Source organism: Exiguobacterium alkaliphilum 12/1 (assembly GCF_000714435.1).
Taxonomy (GTDB): domain Bacteria; phylum Bacillota; class Bacilli; order Exiguobacteriales; family Exiguobacteriaceae; genus Exiguobacterium; species Exiguobacterium alkaliphilum.
The window spans coordinates 1-22,942 of sequence record NZ_JJMW01000012.1; the positions used below are offsets into that span (position 1 = coordinate 1).

Here is a 22,942-nt window from a genome sequence, read left to right on the forward strand (position 1 = left end):
GAAGTTGTGCATACTTGATATATGAACTGTCGTCCTCTAAATGAATCGCCACTTCGATTGTATCGCCAATTGTGTACTCTTGGTTCGTCAATGAGTAACTGATCAGTTTCGGTGCCTCCGTATCCTCCATCGCACTTCCTGTCAGCTGAAACGAACTCATCACAAACATCACAATAATAAGTTGAGCCATCCACTTCTTCATCAATTTTCCTCTTTCCCATCTATATATGTAGACTTTTGAATGTTAATCCTATAAATCCCAACTAAGAATATAGCACGTTTCTCAAAAACAGGATGACCTATTTTTAAAAACGAGTGTATGATTGCACCAAAAAAGAGTGAAGCCACATCGCTTCACCCCTGCCTCACTCATAGTTCGCCATCGCCGTCACTGGATACTTCCCTTCCTCCCACGAATGGTCCGCTCGCAATGTCGCATCGGACACTAAGAAGTAGTCGTACCGGACTTTCCCCGGCTGGTTCGGCACCGGATCGTTCCACGTCGTGTCCAAGTGATACCATTCCCCGTCAAGCTTGACGAGGTTCCACGCGTGAAGACCGGTCTCGACTTCTCCTGAGATATATCGCGTCTCGACACCGGCCGCTTCTAATAGAAGCAACGTCGTCAGCGCATACCCCTCACAGACGCCTTCCCCATTGAACAATATCGAGTACGGCGTGTACGGGCTCGCCGCGCTCTCCAAGTTATACGCCGTGTTCAACACGACGAAATCGTTCACGTATTTCACTTTCTCAAAGTCGTTCAGCCCGATCGGCATCTCTTGCACGATGCGCTCGACGCGGGCCGCGATCTGATGGGCCTCATCTGTCGTCATGTCGTACGCCAACTTCATGTCGAGGTCGACATAGCCCCCGTGATCCCGATATTGACTCTCCCCGCCCCGAGACAAACGGAAGACGTAGATGTGATTCGCCTCGAGCCAGTCCCACGCGGCTTCCATCGTCTCCTCAAAGTCTCTCGTTTTCCCGATGTAACGGATGCTGAACGCCTCATCGAATCGGCTCATGTGATAGGCGAGTGCCATCCCGAGTTCCTCAGGTGAAGCGATTTGGCTCGGCAATTCGAACGTTTCATCAAGTATCGTGGCCGACGAACTTACCACATGTCGCGAACCCGGCCACTCGATGATCTTTGCCTCTTGGTACGTCGCATATCCGCCGACCGCACTCACACCCAACATGATCAACGCCAACACGTTGCGTCCTGTCATCGCAATCGAAGACCAGACCGCCGAGCGTCGACTTTTGATTAACCGATTCAACTCATCGCTCACAAGTTGCTCCAATTCGGCTCGTTTCATCTTCACGTTCGAGTGGACTTGGAACACGACTTTTCGATAGATTGGATCGAGCAAGTCAAACTGTCGGGCCGGGTTATGTTCCGCCCGTTTCAATTCGTCGTCGATCGTTCGCAGTTCTCGTCGCAACGCCTGCTGAACGAGTCTTGTCGCACGCCCAGTTCGGAACAATAGTACACCCACTCCTCCGCTCAATCCCATAATCAACATATACATAATGATTTCCACGATAGCCGCTCCTCGCATTCTTCTTTACCAGTTAGAATATTTTCCCTACCCAGCACCCTCTATAAGTATATAATAACTTTATAAACAATATATGGAAGGTGTTGCATGATGAACATTAATACATATTTGAAAGAATACGCCCACACACTACTCGGCGACGGCACACATATCGCCCCGAACGTTCCCGACAAAAAATTGAACGGAGCCATTAAGAATTATGCGGAGGACGCGCTTCCTGAACACGTTGTCGTCTTATACGATTCAACGCTCTTTAAGAGCGGTAAAGAAGGCATGCTGTTTTTAGGTGACCGCTTCTATTTCAAACCGTTGCTCGAGAAGCCGATTTGCGTCTACTACAAGGATTTGCAACGCGTCGATTTGGACCGTGAAGTCACATACAAGAACGATAAGCGAAAAGAAAAACTTCATATCGTCATGCACACAGAGAAATACGATTACAGTCTGTCTGACAAGCTTGCGACGTATAACGTCGAAGGCGTCGTCGAGCTATTGAACGGGATTTCCGCTTTGAAAGACAAGGAAGACGAGCTCATCAACGTCTCACAGGTCACCCCGCTCGCCGACTTGCCCGAGGCGTATAAGCTCACCTACTTAAAAGTCTTGGCAAACTTCACGTTCTTCGATGATCAACAGATTGATGCCGAAGAGTATAGCGAACTGATGTCGCTCGTTACCCGTATCCATCTCAGTTCGGACTATCGCTTGCAACTTCGGGGCTATTTGAGCAATCCGAATGAACATGCACCGACGATCGCGTTGATTGATGAATTACGCGACTTGTCGACGACCATCGACTTCTCGATCGTCGAGAAATCGTTGTTCAAAGACTTACTCTATCTGTTCAAACTGAAGCGCCCGCTCTCGGCTTGGTTCGAGAACAAGTTTCTTGAAGAGTTGAAAGAAGTTCTGTCGATTTCGCGAGAAGAAATCGAACTGATCTCAAGCGCCATCCAAAGCGACGAAGATATTTTGACGTTTCGGAAAAACGACTCGGAAATCGCCAAGTCGATGAAAGACTTGGCGGCGAAAGCAGCCGCGGTCGGTGTCCCGCTCACCGCTATCTACTTGTCCGGTTCGGTCGTCGGATTGAGTGCGGCCGGGTTGACGTCTGGTCTCGCCTCTCTCGGCATGGGTGGTCTGCTCGGCTTCTCGAGCATGTTCACGGGTATCGGGGTGCTCGTCGTCATCGGGGTCGGGACGTATCAAGGATTGAAGAAAATCACGGGCATGAAAGACGTCGAGAATAACAAGCAACGTGAATACATGCTCCAGGCCATCATCCGAAACACACAACAAACCCTCAACTACCTGCTCGAAGACATCAATGAAATCTCGAATCGACTCGTCGCTGCCGTGCAGCATGGTAACGCCAACTCGGAGAAAATCAACCAGTTATCGAACATGCTACAAATGCTCAATGCGAGTGCCCAGTTCAGTGCCGGCAAACAAGTCCATTCTCAAAAAGAACAGGTCATCACGCAACTCCCTTCGAAACTGAGTACGATTCGGTTAGACGAGTTGACGTCAAAACCGACACATCAAAAACTTCGTGATTACGTGTACACGTGTTACGCCCCGAAACTTGTCCAACTCGATGATGTGACGTTCGATTCCGAGGAAGCGCTCGTCTTGAAGGATACGCTCACGCTCGAAGAATTGGAGCAGTTGAACGAATCACTCCAAGCAATCGGCTACTTCGACGTATCGGGAGGCGGGCTCGCCGAAGTCACGGGTGGGGCGAAGCGCCTCGTCAAGAACGTATTCGGTGACAAATGAAACGGACCGAACAACAGCTGACCGACAAGGCGAAGGCGTTGCTCACCCAACAACACCAAGCCACGAAAGCCGAACAACGTCTAGGTGATGTCCAGACGCATTTGAGCCAACTTGAAGAAGCGCAAGACGCGCAATCGGAAGTGCTCGACCAGTTGTTCGAAGACATGATGCGGCTCATGGACGGACAGGCGACGCAAACGGTGGTCACCCCGCTCGCGCCACTCGCCGTCCCAACGTTTGAGGAAATCCAGCCGATTCAAGTCGCGGACGTCTCGTGGGAAAGCTATTTGGACAACCTCGACACGTATGCGGCACGCCATGACGTGACCGGACGAGACGACCCGTTCGCCCACTTGTTGACGGCACGACAACGGCACGACTTGGCGACCGCGTTCAAAGCGGACTTCTTGCTGAAGGAGGCGGAATGTGACTGCTACGATTACATGATTGCGTCCTTCAGCGGCCTTGTCGCTGGTCTCATCGACAGTTTCTTTGTCGGTTCACCGAAGGACAGCAAACTCCGGCGTTGGTCAGATGAGAAAGTCGACAACGTCGTCATCCAGTTCGCGAACCTCGTCTGGAAACAAGACAAACAGAACGGTGGCCGCCTCCGCAAACAACCGGATTCGATTGCGAGTGCCATCGGTTATTTAGAGCGTCGCTTTAAAGTGAACTATGACGCGCGGTATGCGAAAGATTTGAACATGGGGGACGCGACACTCAACATGCGTCCGGCGGACCACCATTTGAAATCGCTCGCCCACGCACCGGACATCGTCGGTCTGTTCTTTTCCATCTTGGATCAGTTCACGGGCAAGGCAAGCTTCGTCTCGGACGGTCGGCTGCTTCGTCTCGAACCGAAACAGGACGGTACGCCACGGCTCCAAGGTGAGAATCTACTGGCCAAACTATTCGCCGGTTTCGCGAACTGGCTCGGGCATCTCTTGTCCGACGTATCGGGGTCGAGCGGTGTGCGCGGGCACGACGACGGGCGGCGCGGCGCCGGTATCCCGCTCCCGTTCTTTGAGTTGTTTCAATTCGCTGACTTCGGGCACATCTCCCACGACGGGGGGACGCTCTCGTTCGCCGACTTCTCGACGAAAGTGTTCGAGAGCAGCTATGATGCGCGTCACGGTGTGGCGATGGCGGTGCCGGTCGTCTTCAACGAACTCGTCATCCGTCTGCTCTGGGGATTGAAGAGCCTGCTTTATCATAAGAACGGCTGGCTTCACTCGATACCGGTCGGCAACAAGCCGACACTCCGGAAGATGTTACTCGTCGGCCACGGTGCCCTCTGTCTGACCGACGGGATCGATGCCTACATCCGGAGCGGAAACGTCCCGATTTTGTTTGCGACGCGCGTGAACTACGTCGCCTGGAGTCGCTTCGCATACGCCGCGACGCAAGAGCTGAAGCATGTGCTCGGGAAAGACGTGTACGATTGGGGAGCGGTCGACGCCCATCTCGAGCAAGAATGGAAGAAACTTAGCCGTACAGATTAATGAAGGAGTCCGCCATGACCTACTCACTAGAGAACATCTTACAACTTGAAAACACACCTGAATTCAATAAACTCGACCAACAGTTCAATGCGTTCAACCCGTTCAAAGTGCTTCGCGTCGCCAATTATGAGATTCGTCATTCGAACGTGCTCGCCTGGTTGTTCGACCCGAACGAGAACCATCGCCTCAATAGCGTGTTTCTACGGAAGGTGCTCATGCATCTCATCATGAAAGCAGACAATGAAAACAAAATCGATGCGTTCGATTATTTAGCGTTCGCCCATACCCCTTTGTCTGACGTTGTCGTCCATCGAGAGTGGTCGAAGCGAGGCGTAGGTGCAATCGATTTGCTCATCGAGATCCCGACGTTGAACGTAATCGTATTCATCGAAAACAAGGTGCACGCCATTGAGTCGTCAGGCCAACTCGATCGGTATGTAACAAGCGTGACCGAACACTATCCGCATCGAGACATTCTTCCCGTCTTTTTGACTTTATCCGGGGACGCACCTTCCCATGACGCGTATTGGATGTTGACGTATGACGAAATCTTACGCATCATCAAGCACGAGCTTGAACTGAACCATACAACGATGGCCGACACGATTCACGACTTCCTGTCCTACTATGTCGCGCTCCTCGAAGAACGACTCGTCGATGACGAAGCGACGACGGAGACGGCGTTGCAACTTTATCAAGACTATACGTTGGCCATCCATCTTTTGTACGCGAACGCCAACCCGGCGAAACAAAAGCAAGTGGAATTGCGTCAAGCGGTCAAGCTACTCGCCACGTTCGACGAAACGACGAAACAGCATCTAAGGCTCATCTACCATCGGAAGCGCCAAACGATTGACTATCTCTTCAAGATTGGGTGCAACATCCTCCGTCAAGCGTTTCGCGAGTTCGTGAGCGAACAGAACATCACGACCTATTCCGCCCATACACGCGTCCCGCACTTCGTGATGGATGACTGGTTGCCGTCGTTACAGAAGATGCATCGTTTGAAACGCTACTGGCTCAACTACGGCCTCATCGTCTGGTTCGAGCGCAAAGGCAGTAAACGACTCAAGCTTTACGTCGAGGTCGGGCCAATCAATTATAAGGAGCGACTCGAACTTTTGGAGGCACTCGAAGTAAAAGGCATCTCGTTCTTAAAATCAGGGAAACAAGAAGAGAAAAAGTTTACCCGCATCTACACCGAGACAATCGACGTGTCAGATTGGACGAACGCCACCGTCGTCAAAGACGCGATGATGACACTCATCGAAGACCCTACTTTCCGCTCGTTCAGCGCAACCGTGACCGACATGTTGGATGAACTGTATGCTATCAACGCCTAAAAAAGACCATCGCACTTGTCTCAGACAAGTGCGATGGTTTTCTGTTTATTCTGCACGAAACGTATAAACCGTCCTCGAGTGATACAACTCTCCCGGGTTCAGTTCAATCGATGTCGTCACGTCAAGATGGTCCCGTGCCTGCTCTTCGAGGACGATGGCGTTATGCTTTTGCCAGCTGCTCTAATCATTCGACAAAAAAAGCCAGCTTTCCCTTAAGTGGAAAGCTGGCTTCCTCAGACAATTCAGCTTAAGAGTTTCTCCGCAGCATGACGCAACGGGTTCGTATCACTCAGCCGTTGAAGACGGGTTGGCGCACCACCGCTGGTGACAAATAGACTTGGTGACGCAATGGTCCAATTTACCCGTCGGCAGTGTTGAATATCCCAGCTATGAGTAGTAACTTGACTAAAAATAGCTTCATAGCGATATGGTCCCGTGACCTCCCCCCACCGCTTTGATCTCCCATTGTTGTGTATGTAGATTAACAAGGCGTTTCAAAACAAGAACATCACCTATTTGAACTTCAGATGCAAACTTTTTAATGAGGTGTCCGTCAAGCAACTGGTCGTATTCTCAAAATATTCACCCAAACGGGCAGGACCAATCAGCGCAACATTTAACTTTAAAAATAACTCTTCTAAATTGACCTCTCCATTCCCTGCTGCGATTTGCCAATATGTTTTCATCGGGTCCTCCTTAGTTGTTTTTACTCCAGTCAAGCTTTCCGATTTTGCTGTAAGGATTGCCACGATTTATCAAATTCATATAGCTCTTCCGTCTTAAATTCTTTTCGCAGTTGGCGAATCCGATGTCTCTCTGCGTGAACTTGGCTAACCTCTACTCCTTTCTTCGCTCCTTCGATAAGAGCCACGAGCACAAATAGTGGCACTAGCACATACAAGGCCTTGAAATAAAAATATCCTACGATTCCAAGGATGATTGCGGATCCAAATGCCATTTTAAAAAATTCTAAGAAGAACCCAATGAAAAATCCAAACATTCTACTCAATTGTTCAACCTCCTAACGCTACATATAAATCATTTTCTTCAATTGCAATCATTCGTTTTATTTCATATGGATACTTTTCTTGGATATAGACCTTTACCAGACCCTTTTCTTCGAGACTAACATCTTTGCCATGAAACAATCGGTTCAAAATATTGTACATTAGCTCTTGTGGTGAATTTGTTTTAATCATTCCGTCAACGTGTAATCGGACGAGTTGTAAATACTCCTTCAAAGCGTACTGAAAAATAATAATACCTCGCGTTCGTTTCGATAACGCGGCACGTTTCATAAAAAAGATTGCATTTAAACTTTGATTTTCAACTTTTAATTCTTTGATGACGTTGTTCTGACGAGCAATCATTTCTTGATGTATCTTAAGTTCCTTCTCCAATTTCATGATTATTTGCTTTAATTCATCAACTTCCCCTTGTCTAGAAAATCGTCCTATTCCAAAAGACGCACCAGCCAACAATGCTCCAGCACCTAATAAGAAAAATGGCATTTCGACTCACTCCTCAAAAAAATCTATTGTACTTTCAATTGCTAGATTCGTCCGAGTCATTCTACTTAAAATATCATCTGTTTGACTTACTGATAAATCCATTGCGATCGAATCGAATTCAGTCTGAAGCCGCATCCGATTATGAATTAATTCAGCAGAATTGGCCATCAATTCCGAAGTAGAAGGGAGCATAGACCATACCTGATCAATCATATACATAATGGTGGCTAATGCAATCCCTGTCAAAACTCCTACCATTGTGGACGAAATTAATGGTAGAAATGGTAGAGCAAGTCCCCTCAACATATTTTCAAAAACTTCTTCAAACGCTATTCCACCTGCTACAACAAGCCCCGTAATCAATAATTTTGTCACTTCACGATAAAGCATCGATTGGGATAAGTTCTGTGGATTCGTGAATAGTACTCGAAACGCCCGGACGATTGACAAGAATCCTTCACGAATGATGCGTACAACTCGTTTTTTCGTTGTAATAAATGTATTGATGACTGTTGTCAATATGGAACTCATGAAGCCACTCAAGATACCTTCCCCAAAAATCTTTGTAGCCGCTCTTAATAGACCACTTAGTTGTTTTTGTGTATTCTTAATCACACGTTCAGCCATTTTGTTCAGTTCAGTCAGCATTATTCCATCAGAACGATACGTTTTCAACTGTTTAGCATACTGCTTCATCTCTTTAAACAGTTCACTTATGAGCGTGTGGAGAACCATACCAATCGCTTCTCGAGCTCCGAGCCGGAGTCCGTCTTCAACGCCCGCTTGCAAACTTCGAGAGGTATATCCTTTCATCGTTTCAATTCTAGAGATTTGATGATCGTCGTAAGCTACGTTTGCTTGGTCAGCGATTTGTCGCGCTCGTTTCTCATCAATGGCGAACCGGACATCGTTTGTATCTTCTTGTCCACCGACTCGATGATTTCTGAAATCATCGAGTCGCAAATCTCCTTTCGACTTATTTAATGTTTCATCTGTTACCACTAAATTTCTAGTATCACTTGAAAAAGCTTTTTTACGATTGTCATCCAATAGAAATCCACCATTTTTATGGAACGAATTTAATGGAACAACATGATCCACGTTGGCGCGGTCTATTGATTTACCCGTGTACGAATCGACTTGCTTTCCTTTTCTTTTTTCATTTTGGTGAAGGACAATTTTTTTTGAGGAATCGTAACCATATTTTGATCTTTCAAATTTATCTTCCTCTCGCGCGTAAATACCTTGTCTTGCGTTATGTTTTGTTGTCACATCACCACCATCTTGGTTTTGATGAAAGAACGGAGCCAAGCCAAATGTTTGAATAATGGTACGTGAGACAACTTGTCCATACTCTCCAATTAAATCGTCAAACATACTATTCTTTTCTTGCTCTGATTTTGCATGCAAATCGAAAATCGTCTTTTCGTATTCTTTGATATCTAATTCATGCTGTTCATAGCAAATGTCAAATCGCTCTCTAAAGTATTGGAATAGCATTTCTTCATCTGTGCGGAACGAGTGACTCAAGATGACCCCTCCTTAAAAACTTACGGAACTGTGCCCGATTTATTGATTAAATCTATGATTTTAGTGTATCAATCCCATTTCAAATAGCGGATGATTCTTTCGTAATGAAGGGAATACATTTTTTAGAATCACCGATTACCGTTCGACAATATATGACATGTTATTGAATTTTATGAACATTTTCTACGCCCTCCAACCTCCGCTTCTATCGATTATGTCCTTCTATACCTTCTCAATACACGTAGCATCTGAAACCACAATATTCAATGGGCTAACGCTTATAAGAGAATAAATCGCCAGCCCCATTCATAATGAATCCGTCCTAGCAAGAGCAACTTTCTTCTCACCCACTTTCCATGGTCACGTTGTCGTTTCTCAAAAGTTTCACGACTAAGTGCATAGGAAAAAGACCATCGAACTTGTCCATGACAAGTCCGATGGTCTTTTGTTTCATTCCACCCCAAACCGATAAACCGTCCTCGAGTAATACAACTCCCCCGGATTCAGCTCAATCGACGTCGCCACATCCGGATGGTTCGGCGCGTCCGGGAACGCTTGGGCCTCCAGGCAAATCGCGCTATGCTTTTGCCGTCCTTCGAGCGTCACCGGCGTCTCTTCACTTAAGAAGTTCGCCGTATAGACGACCATGACCGGCTGGTTCGTCTCGACGTCCATGATGCGTCCACTCACCGGGTCGTGCAAACGGGTCGTCCCTTCCTTCAAGAGAAACGGATGATCCAGTCCACCCGCCTTCACGATCGCCTCGTCCTCGGACGTAATCGCCGCACCGACCGGTCTCCCGTCACGGAAGTCGAACGGCGTATCCGACACGTCAAGCAACTCCCCCGTCGGTAGCGACTCGTCATCGAGCCGTGCCACGTGATCGGACGGCAGCGTCAGCACGTGGTCGTGCACCGTCGGCCGTCCGCCGAGGTTGAAATAGTTGTGGTGGTTCAAGTTGACCCACGTCCGTTCGTCCGTGTCGGCCGTCATCGTGACGACGAGCGCATCGTCGTCCGTCAGTTCATACATGACTTTGAAGCGAACATTTCCAGGGTACCCTTCCTCCCCGTCCGGACTGAGGTACGTGAAGACGATCGCTTGTCCGTCGACGTCCATGTCCCAGTGCCGGGCCGTGATGCCTTCCTCGCCGCCGTGGATGTGGTGCGGGGCCTCGCTCGGGGTCAAGGCCACCCCATCGATCTCGGCGTTGCGGATCCGGCCGGCGATGCGCCCGACGACCGCCCCGACGTAAATCGGGTTCTCTAAGTATTGTTCCGGGTCACCGTACTTCAAGATGACGGACTCATAGTTCCCGTCCCGGTCCGGCGCCGTCAACTCGGTCATGGCGCAGCCATAATCGATGGCCGACAGGCGCATGCCGTTTGCGTTTTCAATCGTTGCTTGTTTCACTCGCTCACCTACTTCGACTAGTTTATCTGTTCATTCCCGTTGAAGTAGTGTCTTACTCTTATTCTTGTCGTTCCGTCGCAACGACACTATCAAAAAAGTCCCTCACATGATAATCATGCGGATACATCGACAACTCCTTCGCATAAGCGAAGTCGCCGAACAGCTTGTTCATCGTCACGTTCTTGTCAACGAGCGTGCCGATGACCCCGTTGAAGAGCCCCGTCGTCCGGACGTGGTTGCCGTGGACCGCGCCGATCGTCTTGACGAGCTCGGACGTACAGACGTAGTCGGCGTTTTGCGGATGGAACGTGCCGTGGTCTTCATGGAGGATGAGGAGCGCCAAGAACTCCGACAGGTTGTCGACGTGGATCATGCTGCGGCGGTTCGGATAGTCCGGGAAGATTGGCACCTTTCGCGCGAGCCCGGCGAGTTTGATGTAGTTCCCTTTCGAGCCGTTCCCGTAAATCATCGGCGGACGGACGTTCGCGACGCGGAACGATTCGTCCGCGAGCGCCTCGAGCTTCTTCTCGGCCTGGAGCTTACTGTTGCCGTAGAAGTTCGTCGGCTTCGGTTCCGTGTCTGTCGTGATCATCTGCGCGTTCGAGGCGTCCCCGTAGACGATCATGCTGCTGAGGAATAGAAATTGGCTTACCCCGTCCTGCTTCGCCTTCACCGCAACCTCGGCCGTCAAATCGGTGTTCACTTCGTAATACAGGTCCTCCATACTCTTGTCTGTCGAGACGTGGGCAATCCCGGCCGCATGGAGGATCGCGTCATACCCCTCGAACGACTTCTCTTTCCATTCCCCTTTCTTCATCCCGACCGTATTGACTTGAATGTCGTCCGCATATTTTGCCTCAATCCACTGTTTGAACGCATTGCCGACGTAACTGCTCGCGCCGGTGATCAACACTCGTTTCATCTGTCGCCCTCCTCATAAAAAAGAACAACCGTCCCAGCCGAAGCGTGAAGCAGTTGTCTCTCGATGTGTTTATTTTACCATATGCCGACATTCGATATCATACCGATCGCAAGTAGAGCCACATCTCGCCACTCCCCCATGGTCACATCCCCTTGCCTCTTCGAATATTCATCGATATCCGAGATGGGACAGCGCCCTTATCGCACATAAGCCCGGGGCTTGTTTGAGATATCGGCTTACAATTGATAGATGGAGCCGAGAGGCGTACGTACAGCAACACCCAATCCACGAATATCGATGACTATACTCGAATTAACCTAGGAAAATCAACAGAGCGCTCGGAAAAGAATCCATCCATGAACCAGCTTGATGACCAAATCGTAGAATGGGAGCCGATGATCCATTACGTCATCCGGCATCTCCACATCCATCCGAACGAACAAGAGGACTGCGCCCAAATCGCGCGCATCGCGCTATGGGAGGCATTGAACCGGGGCTGTACGTTATCGAAGACGTATTGCTTCCAACGGATACGGGGCGCCATCCTCAACCACCAACAGAAGAACGCCCGACACTTGAAGCACGAAGTCGCGGCCGAGCGTATCCCGGAACAGTGCATGACGTCCGAGCGCCATCTGTTCGACTGGCTCGACGAACAACGGGTGTTGCTGTCACCACGCCATTTCGAGCTCCTCTGCCACTTGATTGACGGGACCGAACAGACGCTGCCATATTCCGCGAGCCGGTTGCGGGCATATAAGGCCGACGTCCAACGGGAACTGCGAGCGGCAATAACCTTGAAGGAGTGATTGTGATGAAACGTGTGTTACTGAACGATGCGATCGACCTGTACTTAGAAGACTTGAAAGAACGGAAGGAGTCCCCGGAGACGACGCTGAAAAGCAAACGCAACACGCTACGGAGCTTCGCCGAGTATGCGACCGAACGGGGCGCCGTCTACATCCAGGACATCACCGAGATGGGCTACGCGGTCCCGTACAAGAAGCACTTGAGCGGGAAAGCCGACAACACAGTCCGGTCGTATATCATGCGTGTCCGTGGGCTGTTCACGTTCGCCGTCGAGCAGCGCTGGATGGAGCAGAACCCGTTCAGCCGAATCATCACGCGGGAAGGCGTCACCGAACCGCCGACGATCATCAGCCGCGACCAATTGGATGTCGTATTGTATCACGCCAAAAACTATACGCTCTATACGATCTACCTCGTCGGGGGCGATGCCGGGCTACGCATCAGCGAGATCTTGGACTTGGAGCTCAATCACATCAACTTCGAAGAGCGCTTACTCAGCGTCATAAAAGGCAAAGGCGGCAAGACGCGCGTCGTGCCGATGACGCAGCGGCTCACGAAAGAGTTGAAGCGCTACATCGACGTCCGGCGTCCGAAGGCCGGGAACTCGAACAAAATCTTCTTGATGCCGACAGGACGCGTCGTCCAGCCGGGCTTCGTGAACAAAGACCTGAAAGAAATCGCAGCCGAACAGTTCGGCCTGCATCTGACGAGCCACATGTTGCGTCATAGCTTCGCGACGACGTTGTACGAACAGAAAAAAGACATCGTCGGCGTCGCCGAGCTCCTCGGACACAAGTCGATTAGCACGACCGAGCGGTATCTTCATGTGTCACGTGAGCGGACACGGCAGCTGATTGAAGGGCTGAATAAGAAATAGAAGCTTATTAGACATGTATACTCACTTCTTCATAACTGTTTTTTAATCTATTATCAAAAAGTTAAAAATGCAAAAGGTAGTTAGTCATAATTTCAAAAGGCATCCCAGGGGATAATTAATTATTCCCTGGGATGCCTTTTATCTTGCTGAAATCAATCCAGAGCACATTGAATATAGATTACCAAAATTCACAACCGCAAGGTCGCTGTCATCGGCCTTCACGATGTTACGTGTGTCAAAGATCATCGGACGGTTCATCGCCGCGTTCAACTCGCTGAAGTCGAGCGCTTTGAACTCGTTGTGGTCAACGAGGACGAGGACGAGGTCCGCATCTTTGATCGCTTCTTCTTTCGACACGAGGTCGAAGTGTTTCGATGACGAGACTTCGACGTGTGGGTCGTGGACGGCCACGTTCATGCCTTGCTCGAGCATCAATTCGATGATCTCGACAGCCGGGCTTTCACGCATGTCGTCGACGTTCCCTTTGTACGTCACGCCGAATGCGGCGATTTTTGCCTCGGGCTGGTCTGAAACGAGCTTCTGCACGTTCTCGACGACATAAGCCGGCATCGAGACGTTCGTGTCGCGTGAGAGCTTGATGATTTTCGCAAGCTCAGGCTGTTTCGCCACGATGAAGTACGGGTCGACCGCCAAGCAATGTCCACCGACACCAGGGCCTGGGCTGTGAAGGTTGACGCGCGGGTGCTTGTTCGCCATCTCGATGACGTCAAGGACGTTGATGTCGAGAGCGTTACACACTTTTGCGAGTTCGTTCGCGAGGGCGATGTTCACATCGCGGAACGTGTTCTCCATGAGTTTCGACATTTCAGCCGTCTTCGCGTCCGTCTTGATGATTTCCCCTTTTACGAACGTGCCGTATACGTTTGCACCGGCGTCTGCACAAGCGGGCGTGATGCCACCGACGATGCGGTTGTTGTGCACGAGCTCATGAAGGATTTGTCCTGGGAGGACACGCTCTGGGCAGTGGACGAGGAAGATGTCCTCACCGACGACGAAGCCTGCTGCTTCCACGAGCGGCTTGACATGGTCGTCCATCGTACGTGGCTCGATTGTCGACTCGACGATGATGACGTTGCCCTTCTCGACGTATGGAAGGACGCGTTTCGTCGCTTCGAGTACGTATGTGAGGTCGCATGACTTATGCTCGTCATCGTTGTTCGGTGTCGGGACGGCGATGATGAACGCGTCCGCTTTCTCCGGCTCGAGCGAGGCGTGGAACTTGCCTTTCGCGACGACGTCTTTGACGACGTCTCCGAGGCCTGGCTCTTCGATGTGGATTTCGCCACGGTTCAATTTATCGACAACTGACTGATGAATGTCCACACCGACGACGTCGACGCCGTATTGGGCGAAGACCGCAGACGTTGGGAGTCCAATATATCCTAATCCGATCGTACATACTTTAATTAGAATCTCCACCTAACTTATTATATTTTTTATTCACTTAATTGAATATTGGTCAGAGAAATAGTTACGGTATTCTCCATTTAAAATTTGTTCCCACCACTCTTTATTATCAAGATACCACTGAATCGTTTGGGCAATTCCAGTATCAAAGTTGTAAGTAGGCTTCCATCCTAATGCTTGGAGCTTAGTTGGGTCAATCGCATATCGTTTGTCATGACCTAAGCGATCTGTAACAAACTCAATGAGTTCTTCTGATTTACCTAACTCTTTAATGATAGTTTGAACAACTTCCAAGTTTGTCTTCTCGTTATGGCCACCAACATTGTATACCTCTCCGTTGATTCCCTCATGCATAACTAAATCAATGGCTAAACAATGATCTTTGACATGTAACCAGTCCCGAATGTTTTTGCCATCACCATAAACAGGCACTTTTTGTTCATTTAGTACCCGGGAAATAGTCAAAGGGATTAATTTCTCGGGAAAATGATAAGGTCCGTAGTTATTTGAACAACGTGTGATATTGACCGGAAGTCCAAACGTTTCATGATACGCTCGAACCAGAAAGTCACTTGACGCCTTACTCGCACTGTAAGGACTGTTCGGTTGAAGAGGCGTCTCTTCAGTAAAGAATGTAGTCGGATCAAAATCAAGTTCCCCGTACACTTCATCAGTCGAAACATGAACAAACTTCTTAATGCCATTGGCCTTGGCTGCATCAAGCAATACTTGCGTACCCATGACATTCGTTTTCACAAAAATCTCAGGATGTGTAATCGAACGATCCACATGACTCTCAGCAGCAAAATGCACTACATAATCAAATTTTTCAGCTTTGAACAAACTCATAACAGCCTCTCGATCAGCGATATCAATCTTCACGAACGTGTAGTTATCTGCGTTCTCGATTTCTTTATGCTTAACCAAGTCGCCAGCATAAGTAAGCAAATCCAGATTAAAAATTTGATATTCAGGATATTTGGAAACCATGTGTTGTACAAAATTACCGCCAATAAACCCTGCTCCACCTGTTACAAGTACTTTTTCTTTATTCATTTAAATGTTCACCTCTTGATCCAATTCTTTTAAATAGTGTGATAACGCTTCTTTCCAATGTGGGAGGGGTTCAAATCCCATTTCAATCAACTTCTGTTTAGACATACGCGAATTTTTAGGTCTCGCAGCAGGAGTTGGATATTCTTCAGATGTAATTTTATTTACTTTAACATCTCGATTAGCTTGTGCAAAAATCTCTAAAGCGAACTCTGCCCAACTGCAATATCCTTCATTTGTTGCTTGATAGACTCCATATTTATCAGTAATTATCATGTCGACTAATAATCTTGCCAAGTCATACGTATAAGTAGGAGATCCAATTTGATCGTCTACCACACTTAATTCATCTCTAGATTCGCTTAGACGTAACATCGTATTAATGAAGTTATGTCCATTCGTTCCAAATACCCAAGAGATACGCACAATGAACAACTCATTTAGAAGTTGTTGGCAGACTTTCTCCCCTTCAAATTTTGTCAAACCATAATAACTCTGCGGTTCAACGGGAGACGTTTCTTTGAAGGGTGTGTCACCTTCCCCGTTATATACGTAATCCGTACTGATATACATAAACTTAGAACCGATTTCAGCAGCCAATTCAGCTAAATAACGCGTCCCGTTAACGTTGACATCCCAAGCCAATTCCTTTTGTTCTTCCGCTTTATCAACTGCAGTGTATGCAGCACAATGAATAATAGCGTCTGGTTTTACATTTTTGACGAAGGCGATGACATCATCTTTTTTAGTAATATCTAAATCCTCAAACCCAATACCAATCATGTCTAAGTTTCGCTTTTGTCCTTCTTTAACAACATCGAATCCTAATTGTCCATTGTAGCCTGTGACTAAAACTTTCATATAGTACGCACCAATACAAAATTGTTTTCAGCATCCACAAACGAAGGCGCATTTTGATCTTTGTCTGACAAAATCGGATTAGAGTTGATTGGCCAATCAATGTCAAGAGTTGAATCATTCCATTGTATGCTTCGATCATGTTCAGGTGAATAGAGTTCATCTACTTTGTATTGGACTTCAACACCTGGAGTGAGCGTTAAGAATCCATGCGCAAACCCTTTGGGGACAAGGAGTTGCTTTTTATTTTCAGCTGATAACTCTACACCAAACCATTGTCCTTGTGTAGGACTACCTTGACGAATATCCACAGCAACATCAAAGATCGCCCCTTGTGTGCAACGTACTAATTTTGTCTGCGCTTTTGGGCTGAGTTGATAGTGTAGACCACGAAGAGTACCTTGTTCTGCAGAATAAGAATGGTTGTCTTGAATAAATTCGATATCAATTCCATTTTCTATTAGAACAGACTGATTGAAAGTTTCGGTAAACCAGCCCCGATGATCTCCAAATACTCGAGGTTCAATAACTTTGACGCCATCTAGTAATGTATCTGTGATTTTCATTTATACTCCTCTTTTAGTAACGAATTTTTCCAGCTGCAACTTTAAGTAAATACTGTCCGTATCCTGTTTTTTGAAGTGCTTCTCCTGAAGACCTTAAAGCCTCTTTATCAATCCAACCATTGAGATAAGCAATTTCCTCAAGCGCTGCGATTTTTACTCCTTGATGATCTTCAACAGTTTTTACAAAGTTAGTCGCCTCTACTAAGCTTTGATGAGTTCCCGTATCTAGCCATGTGAATCCACGCCCTAACAATTCGACACTTAATTCACCATTTTTCAAGTACGCTTCGTTGATAGATGTAATCTCCAGTTCACCTCTAGCAGAGGGCTTTATACTTTTCGCAATTTCTACAACGCGATTATCGTAAAAATAAAGTCCAGTGATTGCGTAATTTGATTTAGGTTTTTCTGGTTTTTCTTCGACACTAACTACAGTTCCATTACTGTCAAATTCAACAACACCAAAACGCTCTGGATCAGTAACGTGATAACCAAAGACAGTTGCACCTTCTTCTTTTTGTGCTGCCTTCTGGAGAATAGTACGCATTCCGCTCCCATAATAGATATTATCACCGAGCACCATCGCAACCGATTCACTTCCAATAAATTCTTCACCTAGAATAAACGCTTGTGCTAATCCGTCAGGAGACGGTTGTACTATATAAGTTAAGCTAATACCGAATTGTTTTCCATTTCCCAAAAGACTTTTAAAACGAGAGAGATCATCAGGAGTTGAAATGATTAAAATATCTTTAATACCTGCTAACATTAATGTAGACAAGGGGTAATAAATCATTGGTTTATCATAAATGGGGAGCAATTGCTTACTAGTTACCATGGTTAAGGGATACAATCGCGTCCCACTACCACCAGCTAAAATAATCCCTTTCATAAATTAAGTAACCCTCCTATTAAAATCAATTGCCCTAACTTAATTAGGACTTTTATAATTCATTAGAAAAACGTAACTCATAGTCTTTAACAATTTTATTCCAGGAATAGTTACTAGTTATAATGTTAGAGGACTTTTTATCAAATTCATTAATCATATGGTCGGAATAATTCTCTATTTTTCCAATTGTTTTACTTAAAGATGGATTAAAATCTGAAAAATATAGAGCACTATCTTCAGCAACTTCTCTATTAAAAGACACATCATACAATAAACTTAATTTTGAGCTGGCAAGAGCTTCTAATAAAGATGGGTTAGTACCTCCAACTGAATGCCCATGTATATAGGCAAATGCATGTTCTCTTATTAATTTCAAAAGTTCAGAATCATAAACCGTACCTACAAACTTAATTCTGGGATCTATTTCATAACGAGTTTTTTTCAATAAATGATTCTTAAAGTTATTTTCTTCAATATTAGTTACAATAATTAAATCTTTTTTTGTGTTTGATTTCATAAATTCATTAATAATAAGTTCGTAATTATTTTCAGGTACAAATCTACCAACAATTAAGTAATATTCATTTGGTGTAATATTGTATTTTTTAAACCATTTTGCTGGCTTAGGATCGCTCATTCTTAAATTGGAAGGAATTGATTCTGCTCCATAAGAAATATATTCAGTTTTTGGTTTATAACGAGAATATTCAGTCTCTATATATTTTTGAATGGCCTTAGAATCACAAATAACACCATCCGCATGTTTAACCATAAATCTTTCTGATAATTTCCAATAAACCCTAACGGGCAAGCTCCACTTACTCCTTTTCCATTCATTACCGTCTGGATTAATTAAAAGTTCTATTCTATTTCTTTCGATTTCTTTTTTGAAGTAATGTAAAAATGGACCGATTCTGCATGCTAAGATATAAATTTTTGCATTTTTTACTTTATTTTTTTTAATATATTTAAGAACATAATTTAAGCTTAATAAGTCATATAAGACTGCAGTAGCACCCCCACATTTTGGAATTTTAAGATGGAAGCAAGTAATATCATTTATTTTTTTTATTTCATTAGTGTTAGATAAACAGGTTACAAAGTAGTTTATTTTTTTTTCTTTTTTTCTCATTACTAATTCTTGTACAAAAGTTTCAAAACCACCATATTTTGCTGGAATTCCTTTAGATCCTAAAATAAAAATATTATTGTAATTGTCCACTCTTCAACCCACGCTTTCTAATTGCTTGATTATAAACTTTTAATATCGAAAAGTAATAATCATCTATACAATAATTCTTACTATTTTCTATACATTTATTCTGCATAATAATATATTCTTCATCGTTCAAGCTTAAAGCAAAATTTAATTGAGTTACTAAGTCATTAAGGTTTCCAGGTTCAAATAAAAAGCCAACTTCTTTTGTTATAAGTTCACTGATTCCACCGATGTTACTACCTATAATTGGCGTCCCTAAAGCTAATGACTCTATATTTGTTAATCCAAAAACCTCAGGCCAAGTTGAAGGTAGTACTACAAACATACTTTCAGATATAATTTCTTTCAAATCATCGCCAGATTTAAACCCACAAAATTCAACATTTTCTATTTTTTTATTTACCACATATTCTTTTAGCATTCTCTCTTCAGGTCCTAATCCGACAATTTTTAAGGTCACCTTACTCTCGAGGCGCTCCACTGCCTCAATTAGTAAGTCCACTCCTTTTTCCTTTGAAAGTCTACCATAGTAAAGAATTTGTCTTTTCTTTTTAATATCTTGGTTTTTAAATTTAAAATCATAGTAGTCTGACGACACGAAATTTGGAATGTGCGTGAATTTTTCTTTATTCCTTTTTGAAAAATATGATTTTAAAAACTGTTCTTTAATATAGTTGCTAGGGAATATAAATTCATCTACAGCATTATAGCTCTTAAGAGTTTTGTGAGTATATGCCTCAATGGTGAGTAAAGCACTATCGATATAAGAATCTTTATGGCATTTGTTTGTAGTACAGGATATAAAATTACCCCCTATACATTTGTTACAGATTTTATCATCGTTATACATTTTATAATTAGGACAGATGATTTTGTAATCATGTACAACTAACACTATAGGGATGTTTAATTTATTAATTTTATTAATTATCGAAGGTGTTATTTGATGATAAATTAAATTTAAATGTACAACATCTGGATTGAAATCTTTAATTACATCTTCGATTTTATTTATCGCCTCAAATGAGTAAATTAAATTCATTCCATTTTTAATCTTAATTAGCATATTAGAATTTTCATAGTCTATAGCGTTAACAAAATCATCTGAATACTTACTTGAGAAATTTTTATCGTCTTTCATACTGAAAACGGCAGTCTCATGACCCTCCTTTTCAAGCCTATCTTTCAACCCAAATAAATATGTTTCACTTCCGCCTTTAATATAATTATACTTATTTACAAATAGTATCCTCATGGTTACAGCCCTTCTATTATTTCATTTACAACTCGAAATCTTTTCTCCCATGTGTTTTGTAATGAATAATCAATCAATTCTTGTTTATTCACTTTTGAATGCATTATGTTATTTAATATATTTATAAAATCTGCCTCATTATTATAAAGATAGATTGGTGCATTCATCTCTCTAACCTCAACTAAATTTCTAGAAATTACAGGAATACCCGCAGCTAAGTATTCATATATTTTTAAGGGATGAATGTAATCTGTTAACTCATTTTTTTTAAAGGGCATAATTCCTACATCAGCAAACTTTAAGAAACTTGGAATTTTATCATGATCTACAAGCCCCAGAAATATAATATTCTTCACTCCTTCTTTTAGAACTTCATTTTCGAACTTATAATTATGGTTTCCAATAAAAATAAAATTCACATTTTTCATTTTTTTGGCGACACTAATTATCAAATTCATATCAATCCAGTTTTCAATGGCTCCGACGTATACCACTTTAAACCCATTTATTCTTTTGTATAACTCGGGAATACTCGAATTATTGTCTAAAAATCTTTCAACGTTCACTCCATTAGGTAAATAAATCATTTTATTGTTATTTTTTTTAAAATCATCTAGCATTTTCCTAGCAGTTACTATTGTTAAATCTGATTTATCAATTAGTTCATTCTGTAGATTGATTAGAGATTGATAACTACCTGAAAAACCTTTAAAATTGTCAGCCACTCTGTGCACCAGCTTATGATATTTTATTATTTCAGTAGATTTAGCCATCTTAACATTTGTCATCCAGAGAACATCATATTGCTCATTTAGCAATTTAGGAGTATTTGAGAGGAATGTTAGATGTTTTTTAGCCCAAAAGTCAGAATTTAATATAGGAAGTTTACAAAAAGGTGCAAATACTCTTGGAGTTAGTTCAATGAAATTCTCTTTACTAGTTTCGTTTTTAGGTAAGATGGAAGGCTTATTACACCAAGTCACATGGTATTTTTCCTTTAAAAACCCTTCTGCAAAATAATGACTCCCAACTTGAAACTTTGTATCCGGATCCATATATTCGCACATTAGCACTTTTCTCATAAATGTTTCTCCTTCTTATTAATAAAGTGATATATGTTTTCAATTTCTTTGGTGCTAACTATGATGTAAATGCCCACTCCTAAAAAGGCTAGAACAAGGACATTTATATCTAGTAATAAATCTAAAAATAAGTACATATATATAAAGAGGATTTTCACAATAAATCTTTGGTTTATAAAATTTATAGGGATTAGTGAGTAACTAAAATAGCTTCTGAAGAAAAAATAAATTAAATAGACTAAAGATATAGATACAGAAGCACCTATAGACCCAAACTTAGGTATTAAAATTAAATTCAAAAGTATCGAGCTAATCAACGTAATCATATTTACAACCAAGTAAAATCTCGTCCTTTTTTTTAACATAATACCAATTGAAGATATTTCCGTTAAAATATAAAGAACGGGGAAAAGACTCAAAAAAGGCATTAATTTTTTTGCTTCTCTGTACTCAACCCCTAGGATTAGAATCAATTGATCTTTAAATATTACAAACAAAATCGGAATTATAAGTAAGAAAAAACTTAAAAACTCAAACCAGTTTTTATAAAATGTTGTATTGTTATTATCATTATTAAAGTTGTTTAACGCTTTTGGTAACCAATAAGTTGTAAAAACCCCTTGAAAATTTACTAATAAAGAAATTATTTTAAATGCAGCTATATATATGCCTAAGTGATAAGCGGTTGAAAAATAACCCAGGATAAATTTATCTATGTTTTGAAACATCCAAGCAAGTATTAAACTTGCCATAAATGGGATTCCGTAAGTTATCATTTCTTTGAAAGAAAGAGTTGTATTATTAGCTGCTTTTCTTTCATCTTTGACATAACGTTTTATATAAGGAAAATAAATTGTTAGGGTAAGTAATATATTTAAGAATTGAGAAAGTATTAAAGACATCAATATATCATTTGAAATAAAAATAAACAGAAACAACAGTATCAATTCAAAAGATTTAACCGAAATTTGAAATAATGAAAATTTGAAGGCTAATTGTTCCATTCTTAAAATGATTTGGACGTATTTTGCTATAATATTAATTACTAATGAAAAAGCAAATATCACGACCAAGGTTACAGTCTTGATAGCATTTAATTCCAAAAAAAATATAATCTCATTGTAAAATAAGCCCATAACGGCCACCGGAATCAATGAGCCTAAGAGCGAACTAAACAAACAGGTATATAATAAATAGTATTTGTTATTTGTTTCATAATAATATCGGATGTAAGTTTGTTCTAAGCCTAAAGTAGAAACTATTATACTCAGATTAATTACAATTATGAACATCGCACTTGCTCCAAGTATTTCAGGCTCAGCAATTCGAGTGATTAT

Annotated in this window: 22 protein-coding genes; 5 read left to right on the forward strand and 17 right to left on the reverse strand. The window is 43.6% G+C overall.

From position 1 onward, the window contains the following. Together RT52_RS00740 and RT52_RS00745 are read right to left on the reverse strand one after the other, a co-directional pair. Window positions 1–202: hypothetical protein (locus RT52_RS00740; protein WP_034814446.1), on the reverse strand; the 202-nt coding region annotated here is incomplete at its 3' end. A 163-nt stretch (window positions 203–365) separates the two neighbouring features. Further along, window positions 366–1,547, reverse strand: coding sequence for a transglutaminase domain-containing protein (locus tag RT52_RS00745; RefSeq protein ID WP_162174537.1), 1,182 nt, complete (start codon window positions 1,545–1,547; stop codon window positions 366–368). Between the two features lie 105 nt (window positions 1,548–1,652). Between RT52_RS00745 and RT52_RS00750 the strand changes: the two genes are divergently transcribed. From RT52_RS00750 to RT52_RS00760, 3 genes are read left to right on the forward strand one after another with little or no spacing between them, the layout of a single operon-like run. After that, a complete protein-coding gene (locus tag RT52_RS00750; protein ID WP_034814447.1) occupies window positions 1,653–3,344 on the forward strand; it encodes a hypothetical protein in 1,692 nt (563 codons plus the stop codon). Beyond that, on the forward strand, window positions 3,341–4,846 hold the full coding sequence (locus tag RT52_RS00755; RefSeq protein WP_034814448.1) for a hypothetical protein: 1,506 nt from the start codon (window positions 3,341–3,343) through the stop codon (window positions 4,844–4,846). Before RT52_RS00750 ends, RT52_RS00755 begins: the two co-directional genes overlap by 4 nt. Window positions 4,847–4,860: 14 nt before the next feature. Beyond that, window positions 4,861–6,189 (forward strand): PDDEXK-like family protein, encoded by a 1,329-nt coding sequence (locus RT52_RS00760; RefSeq protein WP_051690227.1) that lies wholly within the window; start codon window positions 4,861–4,863, stop codon window positions 6,187–6,189. 512 nt (window positions 6,190–6,701) lie between these two features. Here RT52_RS00760 and RT52_RS16295 read toward each other — a convergent pair. The 6 genes from RT52_RS16295 to RT52_RS00790 all read right to left on the reverse strand — a co-directional run bounded on the left by RT52_RS16295 (window position 6,702) and on the right by RT52_RS00790 (window position 11,565). Next, a complete protein-coding gene (locus RT52_RS16295) occupies window positions 6,702–6,875 on the reverse strand; it encodes a hypothetical protein (RefSeq protein WP_156028752.1) in 174 nt (57 codons plus the stop codon). Between the two features lie 29 nt (window positions 6,876–6,904). Then, complete coding sequence (locus RT52_RS00770) at window positions 6,905–7,198, reverse strand: hypothetical protein (protein ID WP_034814449.1); 294 nt, start codon at window positions 7,196–7,198, stop codon at window positions 6,905–6,907. A 4-nt stretch (window positions 7,199–7,202) separates the two neighbouring features. Beyond that, on the reverse strand, window positions 7,203–7,700 hold the full coding sequence (locus RT52_RS00775) for a hypothetical protein (RefSeq protein ID WP_034814450.1): 498 nt from the start codon (window positions 7,698–7,700) through the stop codon (window positions 7,203–7,205). Window positions 7,701–7,706: 6 nt separating this feature from the next. Next, window positions 7,707–9,230: a hypothetical protein gene (locus RT52_RS00780; protein WP_034814451.1), complete on the reverse strand. Its 1,524-nt coding sequence runs from the start codon at window positions 9,228–9,230 to the stop codon at window positions 7,707–7,709. A gap of 450 nt (window positions 9,231–9,680) precedes the next feature. After that, window positions 9,681–10,643 carry an aldose epimerase family protein gene (locus RT52_RS00785; protein WP_034814452.1) on the reverse strand — a complete coding sequence of 321 codons (963 nt, stop codon included), beginning with the start codon at window positions 10,641–10,643 and terminating at the stop codon, window positions 9,681–9,683. A gap of 58 nt (window positions 10,644–10,701) precedes the next feature. Further along, entirely contained in the window at window positions 10,702–11,565 is an 864-nt protein-coding gene (locus RT52_RS00790) for an NAD-dependent epimerase/dehydratase family protein (protein WP_034814453.1), read from the reverse strand. A gap of 356 nt (window positions 11,566–11,921) precedes the next feature. On the opposite strand from RT52_RS00790, the gene RT52_RS00795 reads away from it, so the two are divergent. Further along, complete coding sequence (locus RT52_RS00795) at window positions 11,922–12,374, forward strand: sigma factor (RefSeq protein ID WP_034814454.1); 453 nt, start codon at window positions 11,922–11,924, stop codon at window positions 12,372–12,374. A 5-nt stretch (window positions 12,375–12,379) separates the two neighbouring features. After that, window positions 12,380–13,252 (forward strand): tyrosine-type recombinase/integrase, encoded by an 873-nt coding sequence (locus RT52_RS00800; protein WP_034814455.1) that lies wholly within the window; start codon window positions 12,380–12,382, stop codon window positions 13,250–13,252. 138 nt (window positions 13,253–13,390) lie between these two features. Here the strand turns inward: RT52_RS00800 and RT52_RS00805 are convergent, their stop codons facing one another. The 9 genes from RT52_RS00805 to RT52_RS00845 form a co-directional block, all read right to left on the reverse strand. Then, on the reverse strand, window positions 13,391–14,680 hold the full coding sequence (locus RT52_RS00805) for a nucleotide sugar dehydrogenase (RefSeq protein WP_034814466.1): 1,290 nt from the start codon (window positions 14,678–14,680) through the stop codon (window positions 13,391–13,393). Between the two features lie 33 nt (window positions 14,681–14,713). Next, window positions 14,714–15,736, reverse strand: coding sequence for a dTDP-glucose 4,6-dehydratase (rfbB, locus tag RT52_RS00810; protein ID WP_034814456.1), 1,023 nt, complete (start codon window positions 15,734–15,736; stop codon window positions 14,714–14,716). Further along, window positions 15,737–16,594, reverse strand: coding sequence for a dTDP-4-dehydrorhamnose reductase (gene rfbD, locus RT52_RS00815; protein WP_034814457.1), 858 nt, complete (start codon window positions 16,592–16,594; stop codon window positions 15,737–15,739). Continuing rightward, the gene (rfbC, locus tag RT52_RS00820) at window positions 16,591–17,157 is read right to left on the reverse strand and encodes a dTDP-4-dehydrorhamnose 3,5-epimerase (RefSeq protein ID WP_034814458.1); all 567 of its coding nucleotides are present in this window, start codon (window positions 17,155–17,157) and stop codon (window positions 16,591–16,593) included. The genes rfbD and rfbC overlap by 4 nt, the downstream gene beginning before the upstream one ends. A 13-nt stretch (window positions 17,158–17,170) precedes the next feature. Continuing rightward, window positions 17,171–18,049: a glucose-1-phosphate thymidylyltransferase RfbA gene (rfbA, locus tag RT52_RS00825; protein WP_034814459.1), complete on the reverse strand. Its 879-nt coding sequence runs from the start codon at window positions 18,047–18,049 to the stop codon at window positions 17,171–17,173. Window positions 18,050–18,101: 52 nt separating this feature from the next. After that, window positions 18,102–19,271, reverse strand: coding sequence for a beta 1-4 rhamnosyltransferase Cps2T (cps2T, locus tag RT52_RS00830; protein ID WP_034814460.1), 1,170 nt, complete (start codon window positions 19,269–19,271; stop codon window positions 18,102–18,104). Continuing rightward, entirely contained in the window at window positions 19,255–20,523 is a 1,269-nt protein-coding gene (locus tag RT52_RS00835) for a glycosyltransferase family 4 protein (protein ID WP_034814461.1), read from the reverse strand. Before RT52_RS00835 ends, cps2T begins: the two co-directional genes overlap by 17 nt. Window positions 20,524–20,525: 2 nt before the next feature. Further along, entirely contained in the window at window positions 20,526–21,605 is a 1,080-nt protein-coding gene (locus RT52_RS00840; RefSeq protein WP_034814462.1) for a glycosyltransferase, read from the reverse strand. After that, a partial coding sequence (locus RT52_RS00845) for an oligosaccharide flippase family protein (RefSeq protein WP_156028753.1) occupies window positions 21,602–22,942 on the reverse strand: 1,341 nt, incomplete at its 5' end. The genes RT52_RS00840 and RT52_RS00845, both read right to left, overlap by 4 nt.

What these genes read in the sequence shown, in the direction of transcription:
- RT52_RS00750 (WP_034814447.1), top strand. Translation starts at nt 1,653, where the DNA reads ATGATGAACATTAATACATATTTGAAAGAATACGCCCACACACTACTC.
- RT52_RS00755 (WP_034814448.1), top strand. Translation starts at nt 3,341, where the DNA reads ATGAAACGGACCGAACAACAGCTGACCGACAAGGCGAAGGCGTTGCTC.
- RT52_RS00760 (WP_051690227.1), top strand. Translation starts at nt 4,861, where the DNA reads ATGACCTACTCACTAGAGAACATCTTACAACTTGAAAACACACCTGAA.
- RT52_RS16295 (WP_156028752.1), bottom strand. Translation starts at nt 6,875, where the DNA reads ATGAAAACATATTGGCAAATCGCAGCAGGGAATGGAGAGGTCAATTTA.
- RT52_RS00775 (WP_034814450.1), bottom strand. Translation starts at nt 7,700, where the DNA reads ATGCCATTTTTCTTATTAGGTGCTGGAGCATTGTTGGCTGGTGCGTCT.
- RT52_RS00790 (WP_034814453.1), bottom strand. Translation starts at nt 11,565, where the DNA reads ATGAAACGAGTGTTGATCACCGGCGCGAGCAGTTACGTCGGCAATGCG.
- RT52_RS00795 (WP_034814454.1), top strand. Translation starts at nt 11,922, where the DNA reads ATGAACCAGCTTGATGACCAAATCGTAGAATGGGAGCCGATGATCCAT.
- RT52_RS00800 (WP_034814455.1), top strand. Translation starts at nt 12,380, where the DNA reads ATGAAACGTGTGTTACTGAACGATGCGATCGACCTGTACTTAGAAGAC.
- rfbB (WP_034814456.1), bottom strand. Translation starts at nt 15,736, where the DNA reads ATGAATAAAGAAAAAGTACTTGTAACAGGTGGAGCAGGGTTTATTGGC.
- rfbD (WP_034814457.1), bottom strand. Translation starts at nt 16,594, where the DNA reads ATGAAAGTTTTAGTCACAGGCTACAATGGACAATTAGGATTCGATGTT.
- rfbC (WP_034814458.1), bottom strand. Translation starts at nt 17,157, where the DNA reads ATGAAAATCACAGATACATTACTAGATGGCGTCAAAGTTATTGAACCT.
- rfbA (WP_034814459.1), bottom strand. Translation starts at nt 18,049, where the DNA reads ATGAAAGGGATTATTTTAGCTGGTGGTAGTGGGACGCGATTGTATCCC.
- RT52_RS00835 (WP_034814461.1), bottom strand. Translation starts at nt 20,523, where the DNA reads ATGAGGATACTATTTGTAAATAAGTATAATTATATTAAAGGCGGAAGT.
- RT52_RS00840 (WP_034814462.1), bottom strand. Translation starts at nt 21,605, where the DNA reads ATGAGAAAAGTGCTAATGTGCGAATATATGGATCCGGATACAAAGTTT.